This is a genomic window from Magnetospirillum sp. (assembly GCA_027532905.1).
In the GTDB taxonomy this organism is placed as follows: Bacteria; Pseudomonadota; Alphaproteobacteria; order CACIAM-22H2; family CACIAM-22H2; genus Tagaea.
On record JAPZUA010000006.1, the window covers coordinates 12,542 to 26,736 of the forward strand.

At 65.3% G+C, this 14,195-nt stretch carries 16 protein-coding genes; 14 read left to right on the top strand and 2 right to left on the bottom strand.

All coding sequences use genetic code 11. From position 1 onward, the window contains the following. Nucleotides 1–36 precede the first annotated feature (36 nt). The 5 genes from rpsK to O9320_18700 all read left to right on the top strand — a co-directional run bounded on the left by rpsK (nucleotide 37) and on the right by O9320_18700 (nucleotide 3,492). Nucleotides 37–441 carry a 30S ribosomal protein S11 gene (gene rpsK / locus O9320_18680; protein ID MCZ8312878.1) on the top strand — a complete coding sequence of 135 codons (405 nt, stop codon included), beginning with the start codon at nucleotides 37–39 and terminating at the stop codon, nucleotides 439–441. 140 nt (nucleotides 442–581) lie between these two features. Further along, nucleotides 582–1,598: a DNA-directed RNA polymerase subunit alpha gene (locus tag O9320_18685; GenBank protein ID MCZ8312879.1), complete on the top strand. Its 1,017-nt coding sequence runs from the start codon at nucleotides 582–584 to the stop codon at nucleotides 1,596–1,598. A gap of 29 nt (nucleotides 1,599–1,627) precedes the next feature. Then, nucleotides 1,628–2,068 carry a 50S ribosomal protein L17 gene (rplQ, locus tag O9320_18690; protein ID MCZ8312880.1) on the top strand — a complete coding sequence of 147 codons (441 nt, stop codon included), beginning with the start codon at nucleotides 1,628–1,630 and terminating at the stop codon, nucleotides 2,066–2,068. Between the two features lie 134 nt (nucleotides 2,069–2,202). Further along, nucleotides 2,203–2,718: a hypothetical protein gene (locus O9320_18695; GenBank protein ID MCZ8312881.1), complete on the top strand. Its 516-nt coding sequence runs from the start codon at nucleotides 2,203–2,205 to the stop codon at nucleotides 2,716–2,718. 279 nt (nucleotides 2,719–2,997) lie between these two features. Beyond that, the gene (locus tag O9320_18700; GenBank protein MCZ8312882.1) at nucleotides 2,998–3,492 is read left to right on the top strand and encodes a hypothetical protein; all 495 of its coding nucleotides are present in this window, start codon (nucleotides 2,998–3,000) and stop codon (nucleotides 3,490–3,492) included. Nucleotides 3,493–3,508: 16 nt separating this feature from the next. Here the strand turns inward: O9320_18700 and O9320_18705 are convergent, their stop codons facing one another. Both O9320_18705 and O9320_18710 read right to left on the bottom strand, forming a co-directional pair. Next, nucleotides 3,509–3,826 carry a hypothetical protein gene (locus O9320_18705; GenBank protein MCZ8312883.1) on the bottom strand — a complete coding sequence of 106 codons (318 nt, stop codon included), beginning with the start codon at nucleotides 3,824–3,826 and terminating at the stop codon, nucleotides 3,509–3,511. Between the two features lie 86 nt (nucleotides 3,827–3,912). After that, nucleotides 3,913–4,563 (bottom strand): cytochrome P460 family protein, encoded by a 651-nt coding sequence (locus O9320_18710; protein ID MCZ8312884.1) that lies wholly within the window; start codon nucleotides 4,561–4,563, stop codon nucleotides 3,913–3,915. Nucleotides 4,564–4,670: 107 nt separating this feature from the next. Here O9320_18710 and O9320_18715 point away from each other — a divergent pair, with 107 nt between their 5' ends. The 9 genes from O9320_18715 (at nucleotide 4,671) to O9320_18755 (ending at nucleotide 14,193) form a co-directional block, all read left to right on the top strand. Continuing rightward, on the top strand, nucleotides 4,671–6,056 hold the full coding sequence (locus O9320_18715) for a DegQ family serine endoprotease (GenBank protein MCZ8312885.1): 1,386 nt from the start codon (nucleotides 4,671–4,673) through the stop codon (nucleotides 6,054–6,056). Then, nucleotides 6,053–7,369 (top strand): replication-associated recombination protein A, encoded by a 1,317-nt coding sequence (locus O9320_18720; protein ID MCZ8312886.1) that lies wholly within the window; start codon nucleotides 6,053–6,055, stop codon nucleotides 7,367–7,369. The genes O9320_18715 and O9320_18720 overlap by 4 nt, the downstream gene beginning before the upstream one ends. Then, nucleotides 7,366–8,373, top strand: coding sequence for an RluA family pseudouridine synthase (locus O9320_18725; GenBank protein MCZ8312887.1), 1,008 nt, complete (start codon nucleotides 7,366–7,368; stop codon nucleotides 8,371–8,373). The genes O9320_18720 and O9320_18725 overlap by 4 nt, the downstream gene beginning before the upstream one ends. 54 nt (nucleotides 8,374–8,427) lie before the next feature. Further along, nucleotides 8,428–9,123 carry an HAD-IA family hydrolase gene (locus tag O9320_18730; protein MCZ8312888.1) on the top strand — a complete coding sequence of 232 codons (696 nt, stop codon included), beginning with the start codon at nucleotides 8,428–8,430 and terminating at the stop codon, nucleotides 9,121–9,123. Next, nucleotides 9,111–11,498 carry an AsmA family protein gene (locus O9320_18735; GenBank protein ID MCZ8312889.1) on the top strand — a complete coding sequence of 796 codons (2,388 nt, stop codon included), beginning with the start codon at nucleotides 9,111–9,113 and terminating at the stop codon, nucleotides 11,496–11,498. Before O9320_18730 ends, O9320_18735 begins: the two co-directional genes overlap by 13 nt. Continuing rightward, entirely contained in the window at nucleotides 11,495–12,220 is a 726-nt protein-coding gene (locus O9320_18740; protein MCZ8312890.1) for a chaperone, ATP12, read from the top strand. The genes O9320_18735 and O9320_18740 overlap by 4 nt, the downstream gene beginning before the upstream one ends. A gap of 61 nt (nucleotides 12,221–12,281) precedes the next feature. After that, entirely contained in the window at nucleotides 12,282–13,814 is a 1,533-nt protein-coding gene (locus O9320_18745) for an acyl-CoA carboxylase subunit beta (protein ID MCZ8312891.1), read from the top strand. Then, nucleotides 13,811–14,011, top strand: coding sequence for a 2TM domain-containing protein (locus tag O9320_18750; protein MCZ8312892.1), 201 nt, complete (start codon nucleotides 13,811–13,813; stop codon nucleotides 14,009–14,011). Before O9320_18745 ends, O9320_18750 begins: the two co-directional genes overlap by 4 nt. After that, the gene (locus O9320_18755) at nucleotides 14,011–14,193 is read left to right on the top strand and encodes a 2TM domain-containing protein (GenBank protein MCZ8312893.1); all 183 of its coding nucleotides are present in this window, start codon (nucleotides 14,011–14,013) and stop codon (nucleotides 14,191–14,193) included. The genes O9320_18750 and O9320_18755 overlap by 1 nt, the downstream gene beginning before the upstream one ends. Nucleotides 14,194–14,195: the final 2 nt, after the last annotated feature.

Below are 14,195 nucleotides of genomic sequence, written 5' to 3' on the forward strand. Positions count from 1 at the left end.
GCCTGAAGCACTCCGAGACATTCGAGGACACCAACGATGGCCGACAAAAAAGCAGCAGCCGCAGCAGGGCGTCCGCGCCGCCGCGAGCGCAAGAACATCATTTCGGGCGTGGCGCACGTGAACGCCTCGTTCAACAACACGATGATCACGATCACCGACGCGCAGGGCAATACGATCTCGTGGTCCTCGTCGGGCACGCAAGGCTTCAAGGGCAGCCGCAAGTCGACGCCCTACGCCGCCCAGATGGCTGCCGAAGACGCGGGCAAGAAGGCCATGGAACACGGCATGCGCACGATCGAAGTGGAAGTGAAGGGTCCGGGTGCGGGCCGCGAGTCGGCTTTGCGCGCGCTGCAGGCCGTCGGCTTCCAGATCACGTCGATCCGCGACGTGACGCCGATCCCGCACAACGGCTGCCGTCCGCCCAAGCGTCGGCGCGTCTAAGCCTGCGGTGATCCAGACCGGTTGCGGGCCTTCCCGCCTCCGGTTGCAACGGCAAAAGACGAAATTATGCGGGATCGGGGCCGGCGCTCTTCGGCGCCCTTGCCCCCCGGCCCCGCAAGACCGCCCGAAAGGTGATCCACGTGCTGCAGAAGAACTGGAAAGAACTGATCAAGCCCCAGAAGCTCGACATCGAGCCCGGCGACGACGCCAAGCGCGAAGCGACCGTGGTGGCGGAACCGCTGGAGCGCGGTTTCGGCCTCACGCTCGGCAACGCGCTGCGCCGCGTGCTGCTCTCGTCGCTGCAGGGTGCCGCGATCACGACGATCAAGATCGAAGGCGTGCTGCACGAGTTCTCGTCGATTCCGGGCGTGCGCGAAGACGTGACCGACGTGGTGCTGAACATCAAGGCGATCGCCTTGCGCATGCACGGCGACGGCCCCAAGCGCATCGTGCTGAAGGCGACCGGCCCCGGCGAAGTGCGCGCAGGCCAGATCGAAACCGGCCACGACATCGAGGTCATGAACCCCGACCACGTGATCTGCACGCTCGACGACGGCGCCAAGCTCATGATGGAAATGACCGTCGAGAGCGGCAAGGGCTACGTTCCGGGTGCCACGTCGCGCCCGGCCGACGCGCCCATCGGCATCATTCCGGTCGATGCGCTCTTCAGCCCCGTGCGCAAGGTCTCGTACAAGATCGAGAACACGCGCGTCGGCCAGGTCACCGACTACGACAAGCTGTCGATGCGCATCGAAACCAACGGCGCCATCACGCCGGAAGACGCCGTGGCCTTGGCCGCGCGCATCCTCCAGGACCAGCTGCAGCTCTTCATCAATTTTGAAGAGCCGAACGCGGAGCGCGTCGAAGAGAAGGTCGGCGATCTGCCGTTCAACAAGAACCTGCTCTTGAAGGTGGACGAGCTCGAACTGTCGGTTCGCTCGGCCAACTGCCTCAAGAACGACAACATCATCTATATCGGCGACCTCGTCCAGAAGTCGGAAGCCGAGATGCTGCGCACGCCGAATTTCGGCCGCAAGTCGCTCAACGAGATCAAGGAAGTGCTGTCGCAAATGGGTCTGCATCTGGGCATGCAGATCGTCGGCTGGCCGCCCGAGAACATCGAAGAGCTCGCCAAGAAACTCGAAGAGCCGTATTGAGCGGCTGTTCGCCGAAGGAGTAGAGAGTCATGCGTCACGGAGTAGCCGGCCGTAAGATGGGCCGCACCTCGCCGCACCGCCAAGCAACGCTCGCCAACATGGCGGTGTCGCTGATCGTGCACGAGCAGATCAAGACCACGGTTTCCAAGGCCAAGGAACTGCGCCCTTACGTCGACCAGCTGATCACGCTGGGCAAGAAGGGCGGCCTTGCCAATCGGCGCCGTGCCTTGTCGATGCTGCAGGATACGATCGTGGCGCAGAAGCTGTTCGGGCCTCTGGCCGAGCGCTACAAGACGCGCGCCGGCGGCTATACGCGCGTTCTGCGCGCGGGCATGCGCCACGGCGATGCGGCGTCGCTTGCAGTGATCGAACTCGTGGATCGCGATCCGGAAGCCAAGGGCAAGGCCGACAAGGCTCGCGTGGCCGCCGAGCGCGAAGCCAACGAAAAGGCCGAAGCCGCGAACGCGTAAGCGTTCTAGCGCCAACGCTTTAGGGACCAGCACAGACGGCGCCGAGAAATCGGCGCCGTTTTTGTTTTGGCGCTGCTTCCGTGGGATCTCCGAAAACCCAGTTGTATTTGCGTAAATAACTCGCGCAAAACTGCTTGTGCGGCCATTTTGTTCTTGATATGTTTCAATCTATGGACGAGATCAAACGAACCGATGGTGTGCCGATCATGCGGCGGCTGGGCTTGCCGCCGCGCGAACGGCGCCCACGCAACTGGTGGAAAATCGCGGTCTGGATGATCGCGTTTTTCTGGCTCTGGTCGAATCTGCGCTTCACCTACGAGATCGTCGAAATCGACGACGGCTCGGCGCCAAGTTTCGGGCCGTATGCTGAGTCGCGCTTCATCGACGGTCGTGCGGCAGCGGTTCGGGTGCGCGCCCCCTTGTCGGGCGAGAAGTTCCCCGCTGCAATTGTATTGGAACCGGTCAAATCTTGGAAATGGTCGGTCGAGTATTACGTCGTGCCGCGGCCGCAGCTTGGCCTCGACGCCCAGCGCATCCAGCTTTTCGCCGGCCACGCCTCTTTCGGCCGACGATGCGTCGTTATCCTGCGCTGGAAGTCAGGAATCGCAAATCTAGACGGCTGCGTGCCATACGCGCCTCAAACGGGCTAAGCCGTTGCAAAACCTCAAACTAAGAAAAGAGAACAAAAGATGAAAACATCGTCATATTCAACCGAAGCCTCGACTTGGGCCGAACAAGAAACCAAGTCGTCGCGACTTCCGGGAACGCACAACGGTCCCGGCGATGCGTTTCGCCACATTATTTGGATTGCGGAAGAAGCCCGCACGCGGGGTTCGCTGCCCGCCTGGGCAATGGGCGAGGCCAACGAGATTAAGGGGAATTATCGGGCAGTCGACGAGAAAGATCGCCAAAAACCGGACGAAGCAACGATGGGTCGTTCGAACAACAACGAGATCGCGCTGCGCATTGCGCGTGCGGCGAAAAGTCGCGAGGATGTCGTGCGGTTGGCAAAGGCGGAGATTGCGGCTTCCTTCGAACATGGCGGAAGCGGCGCAAACGGGACCGCACGCTATCTTCCAAAGGAACGGTGGGGCGATATTGAAGGCCATGGTCCGCGCGACAATTGGCCGCCCGCCTGGAAAGACGACGCGGCTTTGCGCGTCGAGCGTCTGCTGACCTTGCCGGTCGAGGATTGGACCGAAGACGATGTGCGTGCGGTGCAGGCGTCGCGGCGCTATTGGCAGAGCGGCAATCCGCGCCAGGCCGAAGCGTTCGAGAAGGTGAAAAGCTGGTTCGAATCGTCCGAAGCGCGCCGCCGCAACCAGCTGCGCACGTCGCATGGCCCCGTCACCGTCGATCCGTACACGCGCGGCGACGGCACCAAGGTTGACGGCCATACGCGCAGCGCGCCCGTGCACCGCTGATGCGGATCGCAGCCGATCAGGCGACGGTTTCGGGCGTTGCGACCGGGTCGGCGTCGAGCTTGAGCGCGAGGCGCGCCGCATCCGTGCGCACAACGAGGAAATCGACGGACTCGGCCGCACTCGGGTTGCGCTCCTGGTGCGGCACATGCGGCACGAAATAGGCGAAGTCGCCGGGGGCGAGCGACACCGCGCCGATCCACACATTGCCGGCACCGCCGCCGCTGAACTGTGCCGCAGTCGCCCGGCCAATGCCGCCGGGGTCGCGCATTTCGCGCGCAACCGCAGCACCGCGCACGATCCGCACGCCATCCCGCCAATCGGTCGTTTTGTCCATTCCCGCCTCCCGCCGCGCGTGGCGCCAGCCTTGCGAAGAAACTTTATTGGAGCCATGCGCATTGTGGACGGAAACGTCGCTTGCGTTTATTGCCCGACCGACGTGATTCGGAATTTCGGCAACACGAAGATCAAGAAGTCTTGTTCGCGCGCTGCTGCATGGCACTCGGCGCAAAAGCGTACGCGGGCATTGTCGCGGCCGCCGGTTTCGCCCACCAATGCGCCATTGGGCTCGTAGGCGGCGAACCGCCAATCGTTGATTCCGGGCTCGTAGCCCACGCCCATTTTTTCCATGATGTAGGTTCGGTGGGGGCGCACGCGCCCGTCGGTCTCGACGCGGAAGGAACGTTTGATCACCATGGCGCCTTGCGGCATGCGCGGGCCTTCCTCGTAGCGCGCGTAAGACGCGGCCGCTTGCGGATTGGCGTATACCCGCAGGAACGTGCCGTGTTCGGAGGCTTTATAGCTGGTCGACATTGGCGCCCATGCGCGCACGCGGCGTATCGCTGCATCGCCCACGGCAGCGAACGACCGATCGAGGGCCGCAGCCATGCACGCGGCCGTATGTTCGATCTCCGCCAGGGTCAAACTCGAGGGCGGTGCGCCGAGGCCTCCGACAGCCTCGCGCGCCGCAGGCTGCGCAGCCAAACGTGCGACGCGGCATGCGTCCACATAGTTCTGCGCGAGCGCCGGCGACGCGATCATCGAGAGCAGCAGCGTTGCAAGGAGAAAGGGCACGCTGCAGGATTCGCTCTCTGTTGAAGGAAGGTTACGGTATCGCCCCTGGTTAAACATCGGCATGGCTTGGCTTGGCGCCAACCTTGCGAAGGAACTATACTGACGCTATGCGATTTTTGTCTTTCCTTCTGGTTCTTCTGCTGGCAGCCCCCGTCGCCGCCCAAACCCGCGTGGTGCCGGAGTCGCGCGCGCAGGTGCAGCTGTCTTTCGCCCCCGTGGTCAAGCGCGCGGCTCCTGCCGTCGTCAACGTCACCACAAGGCGCGTGCAGCGCGCGATCCCGTCGCCGCTTGCCAACGACCCCACCTTCCAGCGCTTTTTCGGCAACCAGTTTCCGGGTATCGGCGAGCGCGTGCAGAACTCGCTGGGCTCGGGCGTCATCGTCGACGCATCGGGCCTCATCGTCACGAATTTCCACGTGATCCGCGGCGCCGAAGAAATCGTCGTGAGCCTGGCCGATCGCCGCGAATTCGAAGCAAGCCTCGTGCGCGGCGACGAGCGCACGGATCTTGCCATCCTGCGCATCGATGCCGGGGCCGAGCCCTTGCCCACGCTCGAGCTCAAGGATTCGGACGACCTTGAAGTGGGCGACATCGTGCTCGCGATCGGCAACCCGTTCGGCGTGGGCCAGACAGTCACGCAAGGGATCGTCTCGGCCGTCGCGCGCACGATGGCGGGCATTGCCGATTTCCGCTTTTTCATCCAGACCGACGCCGCGATCAATCCCGGCAATTCGGGCGGCGCTTTGGTCACGCTCGACGGCAAGCTCATCGGCATCAACACCGCAATCTTCTCGCGCGACGGCGGGTCGAACGGCGTTGGTTTCGCCGTACCCGCCAACATGGTGCAGACGGTCGTGGCTTCGGTCGCCTCGGGCGGGCGGCTCGTGCGCGCGTGGCTGGGTGCTTCGGGCCAGACCGTCACGAGCGAGCTTGCCCCCGGCTTGGGATTGAGCCGCCCGGTCGGGGTCGCCATCACCGATGTGTTTCCGGGCGGACCTGCTGATCGCGCGGGCTTGCGGCGCGGCGACGTGGTGCTGCGCGTGGAAGGGCGCGAGGTCAACGACAACGATGCCCTGCGCTTCCGCATCGCGACACAGCCCATCGGCCAGAGTGTGCGCCTCGCCGTGTGGCGGGGCGGGCGCGAAAACATCGTGACGGCGTCACTCACAGCCCCGGTCGAAAATCCGCCGCGCGACGTGACACCCATGCGCGGCCAGCATCCGTTTTCGGGTGCCACGCTTGCCAATCTGTCGCCCGCGTTCGTCGACGAGCTCGGCCTCGATCTGCCGGCGCGCGGCGTGATCGTGACCGAGGTGCGGCGCGGCAGCCCGGCGGCACAGCTGCGCCTGCAGCCGGGCGATCTCGTGCTGCGCATCAACGACCGCGCCATCGCCACGGTCGAAGACGCGCGCCGTGCGGTGCAATTGCCGCTGCCGTGGCGCCTGCAGGTGAGCCGCGGCGGGCGTGTGCTGAACACGACCGTCGGCGGATGACGCCGCCGAAATCAACAGCGGGCGGCCTCTTCGCAAGTGCGAATTCCGACCGCCCCTTGGCCGAGCGTTTGCGCCCCGCGACATTGGCCGACGTGGTGGGCCAGGACCATCTGCTGGCGGGCGAGGGGCCATTGGCGCGCATGCTCGCCAACCGCAAGCTTGCCTCGATCGTATTGTGGGGCCCGCCGGGCTGCGGCAAGACCACGATCGCGCGGCTGCTCGCAAGTGCGGTCGGGCTCGAATTCGTCGCCCTCTCGGCGGTGTTTTCCGGTGTGGCCGATCTGCGCAAGGCGTTTGCCGAGGCGGTCGAGCGCCGCCAGATGGGCAAATCGACGCTGCTGTTCGTCGACGAGATCCACCGCTTCAATCGCGGTCAGCAAGACGGTTTTTTGCCCTATGTCGAAGACGGCACAGTCACCCTTGTGGGGGCCACGACTGAAAACCCGTCTTTCGAAGTCAACGCCGCCTTGCTGTCGCGCTGCCAAGTGCTGGTGCTGAAGCGGCTCGACGATGCCACGCTCGAAACGTTGCTGGGCAAAGCCGAAGCTGCCGAAGGGCGAAAGCTGCCGCTGACCGACGATGCGCGCGGTGCGCTCATCGCGATGGCCGACGGCGACGGGCGCTATCTCTACAATCTTGTCGAACAGGTGTTCCAGCATCGCGGCAGCCCCTTCGATACGGCGGCACTTGCCAACGCCGTGCAGCGCCGCGCGCCCCTTTACGACAAGGCGCAGGAAGGCCATTACAATCTCATCTCGGCCTTGCACAAATCGATGCGCGGCTCGGACGTCGACGCGGCCCTCTATTGGCTCGCGCGCATGCTCGCGGGCGGCGAAGGCCCGCTTTATATCGTGCGCCGCCTCGTGCGTTTTGCGGTCGAGGATATCGGCTTGGCCGACCCGCAAGCGCTGGTGCAGGCTTTGGCGGCCAAAGACGCCTACGACTTCCTGGGCTCGCCCGAGGGCGAATTGGCGATCATGCAGGCGGTCGCGTATCTGGCTTGTGCGCCCAAATCCAACGCCGTCTATGTGGCCTCGAGCGGGGCCAATGCGGCGGCCAAGCGCACCGGCTCGCTGATGCCGCCCATGCATATTCTCAATGCGCCGACCGCTTTGATGAAAGAGCTTGGCTACGGCAAGGATTACGCCTACGACCACGATGCGCCAGACGGCTTTTCGGGCCAGAATTACTTTCCCGACAAGATGGCGCGCGAGATTTTCTACGATCCGCCGGATCGCGGGTTCGAACGCGAGATCCGCAAACGGCTGGACTATTGGGCCAAACTGCGCGCCCGGCGCACGAGGGACGAATGAGCGGCGTCATCACCATTGCGATCAAAGCCGACGACGCCGACCAGCGGCTCGACCGCTGGCTCAAGCGGCGTTTCCCGGGGCTTGCCCAGGGGCGCATCGAAAAGCTGCTGCGCACGGGCCAGATCCGCGTCGACGGCAAGCGCGCAAAGTCGAACCAGCGCCTGCTGCCGGACCAAGACGTGCGCCTGCCGCCGAACATCGCGATGCCGCCGCCCGACGAGCCCGACGAAGTCACGGCCGTGCGCGCACCCCGCAGCGTCTCGAAAGCGGATGCCGAGCTCATCCAATCGTGCGTGATCTACAAAGACGACGACGTGATCGTGCTGAACAAGCCGCCGGGTCTTGCCGTGCAGGGCGGGACCGGCACCGAGCGCCATATCGACGGCATGCTCGATGCGTTGCAGTTCGAACAAGAAGGCCGGCCCAAGCTCGTGCACCGGCTCGACCGCGATACGTCTGGCGTGCTCGTGCTCGCACGCGGGGCGCGCAACGCGCAGCTGCTCGGCGACGCGTTCCGCCATCGCAATGCGCGCAAGATCTATTGGGCGCTCGTCGTGGGCGCACCCAAACCGTCGCAAGGCAAGATCGATCTGGCCTTGGCCAAAGAAGCAGGTCCTGGCGGCTACGAGCGCGTGGCGGCCGACGAAGAGGACGGCAAGCGTGCGGTCACGCTGTTTGCGACCGCCGAAGCGGCAGGCGACAAGGCGGCGTGGCTCGTGCTGTGGCCGCGCACGGGCCGCACGCATCAATTGCGCGTGCATTGCGCCGATGCGCTCAAAACGCCGATCGTCGGCGACGGCAAATATGGCGGCCCCGCTGCGCGCCTGCCCGGCGACGGCGTGTCGGGCAAGCTGCATCTGCATGCGCGCTCGATCGAGATTCCGCACCCGTCGGGCAGCGGGCTTTTGAAGGTCAAAGCGCCGCTACCGACGCACATGGCCAAGACCTGGGAGTTTTTCGGCTTCGATGCCGATGCGCGGATCGATCCGTTCCCCCGTGACTGACAGGCCGGGCAGGGGGCTTGGCGCGCCGGTCGGAAACCGGCAAACTCCTGCCCCATGACCGAAACGCTTTCCCCCCGCCTCGCGATTTTTGATTTCGACGGCACGCTCGTCGACAGCCAGCACGCGATCCAGGCCTGCATGCAAAGTGCGTTCGACGCTCTCGGCCTTGCGGCCCCCACGCTTGCGCAGACGCATCGCGTGATCGGCTTGCCGCTCGAGCGCTGCATGGCGCTGCTCGCCCCCGACCAACGCGCCGCCGTGCATCTCGACCTCACGGAGGCCTACAAGCGCGCCTTCTTCGAGCTGCGCACCGAGGGCGGCATGGTCGAGCCGATGTTTCCGGGCGCCCTCGATGCGCTCGACGCGCTGGAGGCCGAAGGCTGGCAGCTCGGCATTGCGACCGGCAAGGCGCGCCGCGGCCTCGATGCCGTACTCGCCGCCCACGGGCTCGGCAACCGCTTTTCCACGCTCCAGACGGCCGACCGCGCGCCCGGCAAGCCCGATCCCACGATGCTGCATTGGGCGCTCGAAGAAACCGGCGTTGATCGCAAAAACGCCGTCATGATCGGCGATACGAGTTTCGACATGGCGATGGCGAAGGCGGCCGGCATTCCGGCGATCGGCGTCGTCTGGGGCTATCATGCGGCGGACGAGCTGACGGCGGCCGGTGCCGACAGGCTTGCCGCACACTACGGCGAAGTGCCCGACTTGATTCGGGAACTCTGGGGGAATGCACAATGCGTATCTTGAAATGGGTTGCCATCGGCCTCGTTGGCCTCGTGGTCGTCGTCGTCGCGGGCGTGTTCATCGTCGCGTCGTCGATCGATCCCAACCAGTACAAGCCGCAGATCGTTGAGGCCGCCAAGAAGGCGACCGGCCGCGATTTGGCCCTCAAAGGCGACATCAAGCTTGCGATCGGCTTCAGCCCGAGCTTCGGCATCGCCGACGTGACCTTTTCCAATGCGCCCTGGGGCTCGCGGCCCGAGATGGTCAAGGTCGGCCGCTTCGAAGTGCAGGTGGCCTTGCTGCCGCTGCTTTCGAAGCAGATTGAAATCACGCGCCTTGTTTTGGCCGACACCGACATTCTGCTCGAGACCGACGCCGCCGGGCGCGGCAATTGGGAATTCGAGACGGCGGCACCCGCACCGGCCCAGCCCAATCAGTCGCAAGCAGCCCAGAGCGGCGGGGCGGGTGCCCCGCTCCCGGTGGTGCGCGCGGTCGAACTGCGCAATGCGCGCTTCGCCTACCGCGACGGCAAGACGCGCGAAACCCAAGAGATCAAGCTCGAGCGCATTCTCGTGAATGCCGACGGCGCGGCCGATCCGCTGCGCCTCGACATTGCCGGTGCGGTCAACGTTCCGGCGCTCGCGGGCGAACAGAAATTCACGCTGAAAGGCCAGGTCGGTTCGGTCGAGCGCGCATTGCAAACCGTCGGGCGCCCCTATCCCGTCGATCTCGCTTTTGCGGTCGGCGACAATGTGCTGACCGGCAAGATTGCGGGCGGCATCATGGTCCCCACCAAGGGCCAGGGTTATACGTTCGACCTCATCGCCGAAATCCCCGAGGTGCAGAAACTCGCCGCCCTCGCCAAGCAGGAAATCCCGGCACTCGGGCCTTTGAAGCTCACGCTCAAGATCGCCGACAGCGGCCCCAGCAACCGTTTGAGCCTGCCCGAAATCAAGGTCGAATTCGGCAAGGCCGACACGATCAAGCTCGACGTGGCGGGTGCGTTCCTCGATCCGCTCGAACAGCGCGGCCTCAACGTCGCCGTGCGCGCCGTCTCGACCGACATGGCCGCCCCGTTCCGGGCCGCGCGCATGGAACCGGCCGTGGCAGGCCCGCTCGATCTGCAGTTGCAACTGCGCGACACGGCCGCCGCCCGCTACCAGCTTTCCAACCTCAAGCTCGCGGCAGGCCCGCAGAACGCGGTCGATCTTTCGGGCGAGGCCACACTTGCCAATCCGCCCGGCGGCAAGCCCTCGGTGCAGGCCAATCTGCGCTCGACCTCGGTCGATCTCGTGAAGCTGTTCCCGCCCAAGCCCGCAACCGCACAGCCCGCAAGGCCTGCGGCGGCACCTTCGGCCGCCACGCCCAGCGACGGGCGCGTGATCCCGAACGAGAAGGTGCCGTTCGAATTGCTGAACAGTGCGAACGCCGATCTGCGCTACGCGGCCGACAGCATCGTCACGCAAGGGGCGACGCTGCGCAGCCTCAATCTGCAGCTCGTCGTCAATAACGGCCAGCTTACTCTGCGGCCTTTGACCTTCGAGATGGACGGCGGGAAATTTGCGATCGAGACCACGGCCAACGCCGCGCAGAAGGGCTTCACGCAGAAGGTCGAGATGCGCAATCTCGATGTCGGCCGCGTGCTCACCGAGCGCAAGCTCAACGATTGGTTCAAGGGTGGGCTTACCGCGTTCGATCTCAATCTGCGCGGCCAGGGCGAGACCGCGCGCGGGCTTGCTGCAACGCTGCAGGGCGATGTGTTCCTGAACATGGGGCCGGGCGAGCTTGGCCAGGCCGCCACGCGCGTGATCGGCGATTGGCTCGGCAAGGTCGCCCCGCCGTTGGCGGCCCTCAATATCGGCACGTCGGTGCGTTGCGGCATCCACAAGATCGACTTCCAGAACGGGGTGGGCACCTACAAAGCCGGCCTCATCGATACGGGCATCATGTCGGCGCGCACCTCGGGCTCGTTCGATCTGCGCAGCGAGCAGCTCAATCTCAATCAGGTTGCAGGCCCGGTCGCCGTGTTCATTCGCGGCACCTTCGCCAACTCGAGCGTCGTCCCCGATCCGGCCGGTACGGCACAAGCGCTGCTGTCGGGCGGGGCAGGGGCGGTCACGGGCATTGTCGGCGGTGCCGGCAACATCGTCGGCGGGGCAGGTGCTATCGTCGGCGGTCTGCTTGGCGGCGGCCAGCGCCAGGCGGCACCGGCGCAAGCGGCCCCGGGCGCCTCGAATGCCTGCGCCCAGGCGCTTGCGGCCGCAACGGGCCGCCCGGCACCGGCACAACCGGCGTCCGCACCCGCCGCCCAACCGGCCCCGGCGCAAGCGGCCCCGGCACCCGCTCCCTCGGGCGGCATCCAGGTGCCCGGCATCGGCCGCCTGCCGTTCGGCCGTTGAGCACGTCGCCGACGAAAGACGCCTACGCCATCCCCAGCGTCGTGGCGCTGGGCGATGCGTATGGCGTGGCACTCGACGGCACGCCTGTGCGCACGCCTGCGGGGGCTGCGATCGCCGTGCACACGCAAGCGTTCGCCCAAGCGCTCGCCGACGAATGGCAAGGCGTGGTGCCGAAGGGCAAATTCACGAAGATCGATTTTGCGCGCGTTCCCCTCACGCGCATCGTGGGTACGGCGATCGATCGCATCGGCCCGCAGCGCGATGCGATCATCGAAGCGCTTCTCGGCTTCGCCGAAACCGATCTTGTCTGCTACCGCGTCGAGCAGCCGCGCGATTTGGCCGCCCGCCAGATCGCGCATTGGCAACCGCTGCTCGATTGGCTGGCGCACCGCTACGACGCGCGGCTTGAAACGCATCTCGCCGTCGTCGGGCCGCCGCAACCGGAGGCGAGCCTCAAGGCGTTGCGCAAAGCGCTCGCAGCCGCAAGCGATCTCGAACTCGCGGGTCTCGGCGTTGCGGTCGACGCGGCGGGCTCGCTCGCGATCGGGTTGGCGCTTGCGCAAGCCCGCATCGATGCCGCCCAGGCTTTTGCCGCCGCCGAGCTCGATGCCGCCTACCAGGCCGAGCGCTGGGGCGAAGACCCGGTCTTGACCGCAAAACATGCTGCAATTCGCGACGATCTTGCTGTTTGCGAAAGGTTTTTCGCGCTGGCGCGCGGCTGATCGGTTTGCTACTCCCTAGGGCCGCAGCATAAATCCGTCATCGAAGGGACATGTCCGGCCCATGCAGGAAATCCTGAACGAACTCGAAGCCCGCCGCCAAAGTGCGCGGTCCGGCGGTGGGGCCAAGCGGGTGGCGGCCCAGCATGCCAAGGGCAAGCTCACGGCGCGCGAGCGGCTCGAATTGCTGCTCGACGAAGGCTCGTTCGAAGAGTGGGACATGTTCGTCGAACATCGCTCGGTCGAGTTCGGCATGGACGAGCAGAAAGTCCCCGGCGACGGCGTGGTCACGGGATGGGGCACCATCAACGGGCGCCTCGTGTTCGTGTATTCGCAGGATTTCACCGTGTTCGGCGGTTCGCTTTCGGAAGCGCATGCCGAGAAGATCTGCAAGATCATGGACCAGGCGATGAAAGTGGGTGCCCCCGTGATCGGCCTCAACGATTCGGGCGGTGCGCGCATCCAAGAAGGGGTCGCGAGCCTTGCGGGCTACGCCGAAGTGTTCCAGCGCAACGTGTTGGCTTCCGGCGTGGTGCCGCAGATCTCGCTCGTGATGGGGCCTTGTGCGGGCGGGGCTGTCTATTCGCCCGCCATGACCGATTTCATCTTCATGGTCAAAGACAGCTCCTACATGTTCGTGACCGGGCCCGACGTCGTCAAAACCGTCACGCACGAGATCGTGTCGGCCGAGGATCTCGGCGGGGCCGCCACGCACACGCAGAAATCCGGCGTGGCAGACCTTGCTTTCGACAACGACGTCGAAGCACTGCTCCAGACGCGCCGCTTTTTCGATTTCCTGCCTGCGAGCAACAAGACGGGTGCGCCGCAGCGCCCCACGCACGACGCGGCCGACCGGCTCGAGCCCTCGCTCGACACGCTGATCCCCGATAATCCCAACAAGCCCTACGACATGCACGAGGCGATCTTGAAGATCGTCGACGACGGCGATTTCTTCGAGATCCAGCCCGACAACGCCAAGAACATCATCGTCGGCTTCGGGCGCATCGAAGGGGCCACGGTCGGGTTCGTTGCCAACCAGCCGATGGTGCTGGCGGGCTGCCTCGACATTGCGGCCTCGATCAAGGCCGCGCGCTTCGTGCGCTTCTGCGATTGTTTCGGCATTCCGCTGGTCACCCTCGTGGACGTGCCGGGCTTCATGCCGGGAACGGCGCAGGAATACGGCGGCATCATCAAACACGGCGCCAAGCTGCTCTACGCCTATGCCGAAGCGACCGTGCCGAAGGTGACCCTCATCACGCGCAAAGCCTACGGCGGTGCCTACGACGTGATGGCGTCCAAGCATTTGCGCGGCGATTTGAACTATGCGTGGCCGGCCGCGGAAATCGCCGTGATGGGCCCGAAGGGGGCCGTCGAGATCATCTTCCGCGCCGACATGGGCGACCCCGCCAAGATCGAAGCGCGCACGAACGAATATCGCCGTCGCTTCGCGAACCCGTTCGTCGCCGCCTCGCGCGGCTTCATCGACGACGTGATCTCGCCCGCTTCCACGCGCCCGCGCCTGGCGCGCGCCTTGGCGATGCTGCGCACGAAGAAGCTCGAAAATCCGTGGAAGAAACACGGGAACATTCCGCTGTGAAAGACCCGCGCGCCGAACGGTTGAAGCGGTTTCGGCTGCACGCTCTCGTGTTCACGAGCATCCTGTTCGTGGCGATCGGCGTGAATGCGATCGCGTCGCCGGGTTATCCGTGGTGGATGTGGCTGGGCTTCGTGTGGGCGTTGCCGCTGGCCCTGCATTGGGCCTATGCGCACGAAATCATCGGCGGGCGGCGCTGATGCGGCGGGCGTTGCAGATCCATTTCGGCGTGGCGTTTGCGGTCGTGACCTTGCTCGCCTTGGTCAATCTCTTGTTTGTGCCCGGTTTCCATTGGTGGGCGCTCGTGGCGGTCGGGTGGGGCGTGCCGCTCGCGTTGCACACCGCCTACGCGATGGGTTTGTTCGGATCGAAGGACGGTTGATC

Excerpts from the sequence above, each read along its gene's own strand:
- rpsK (MCZ8312878.1), top strand. The coding sequence starts at position 37 with ATGGCCGACAAAAAAGCAGCAGCCGCAGCAGGGCGTCCGCGCCGCCGC.
- rplQ (MCZ8312880.1), top strand. The coding sequence starts at position 1,628 with ATGCGTCACGGAGTAGCCGGCCGTAAGATGGGCCGCACCTCGCCGCAC.
- O9320_18700 (MCZ8312882.1), top strand. The coding sequence starts at position 2,998 with ATGGGTCGTTCGAACAACAACGAGATCGCGCTGCGCATTGCGCGTGCG.
- O9320_18705 (MCZ8312883.1), bottom strand. The coding sequence starts at position 3,826 with ATGGACAAAACGACCGATTGGCGGGATGGCGTGCGGATCGTGCGCGGT.
- O9320_18715 (MCZ8312885.1), top strand. The coding sequence starts at position 4,671 with ATGCGATTTTTGTCTTTCCTTCTGGTTCTTCTGCTGGCAGCCCCCGTC.
- O9320_18720 (MCZ8312886.1), top strand. The coding sequence starts at position 6,053 with ATGACGCCGCCGAAATCAACAGCGGGCGGCCTCTTCGCAAGTGCGAAT.
- O9320_18725 (MCZ8312887.1), top strand. The coding sequence starts at position 7,366 with ATGAGCGGCGTCATCACCATTGCGATCAAAGCCGACGACGCCGACCAG.
- O9320_18730 (MCZ8312888.1), top strand. The coding sequence starts at position 8,428 with ATGACCGAAACGCTTTCCCCCCGCCTCGCGATTTTTGATTTCGACGGC.
- O9320_18735 (MCZ8312889.1), top strand. The coding sequence starts at position 9,111 with ATGCGTATCTTGAAATGGGTTGCCATCGGCCTCGTTGGCCTCGTGGTC.
- O9320_18745 (MCZ8312891.1), top strand. The coding sequence starts at position 12,282 with ATGCAGGAAATCCTGAACGAACTCGAAGCCCGCCGCCAAAGTGCGCGG.
- O9320_18755 (MCZ8312893.1), top strand. The coding sequence starts at position 14,011 with ATGCGGCGGGCGTTGCAGATCCATTTCGGCGTGGCGTTTGCGGTCGTG.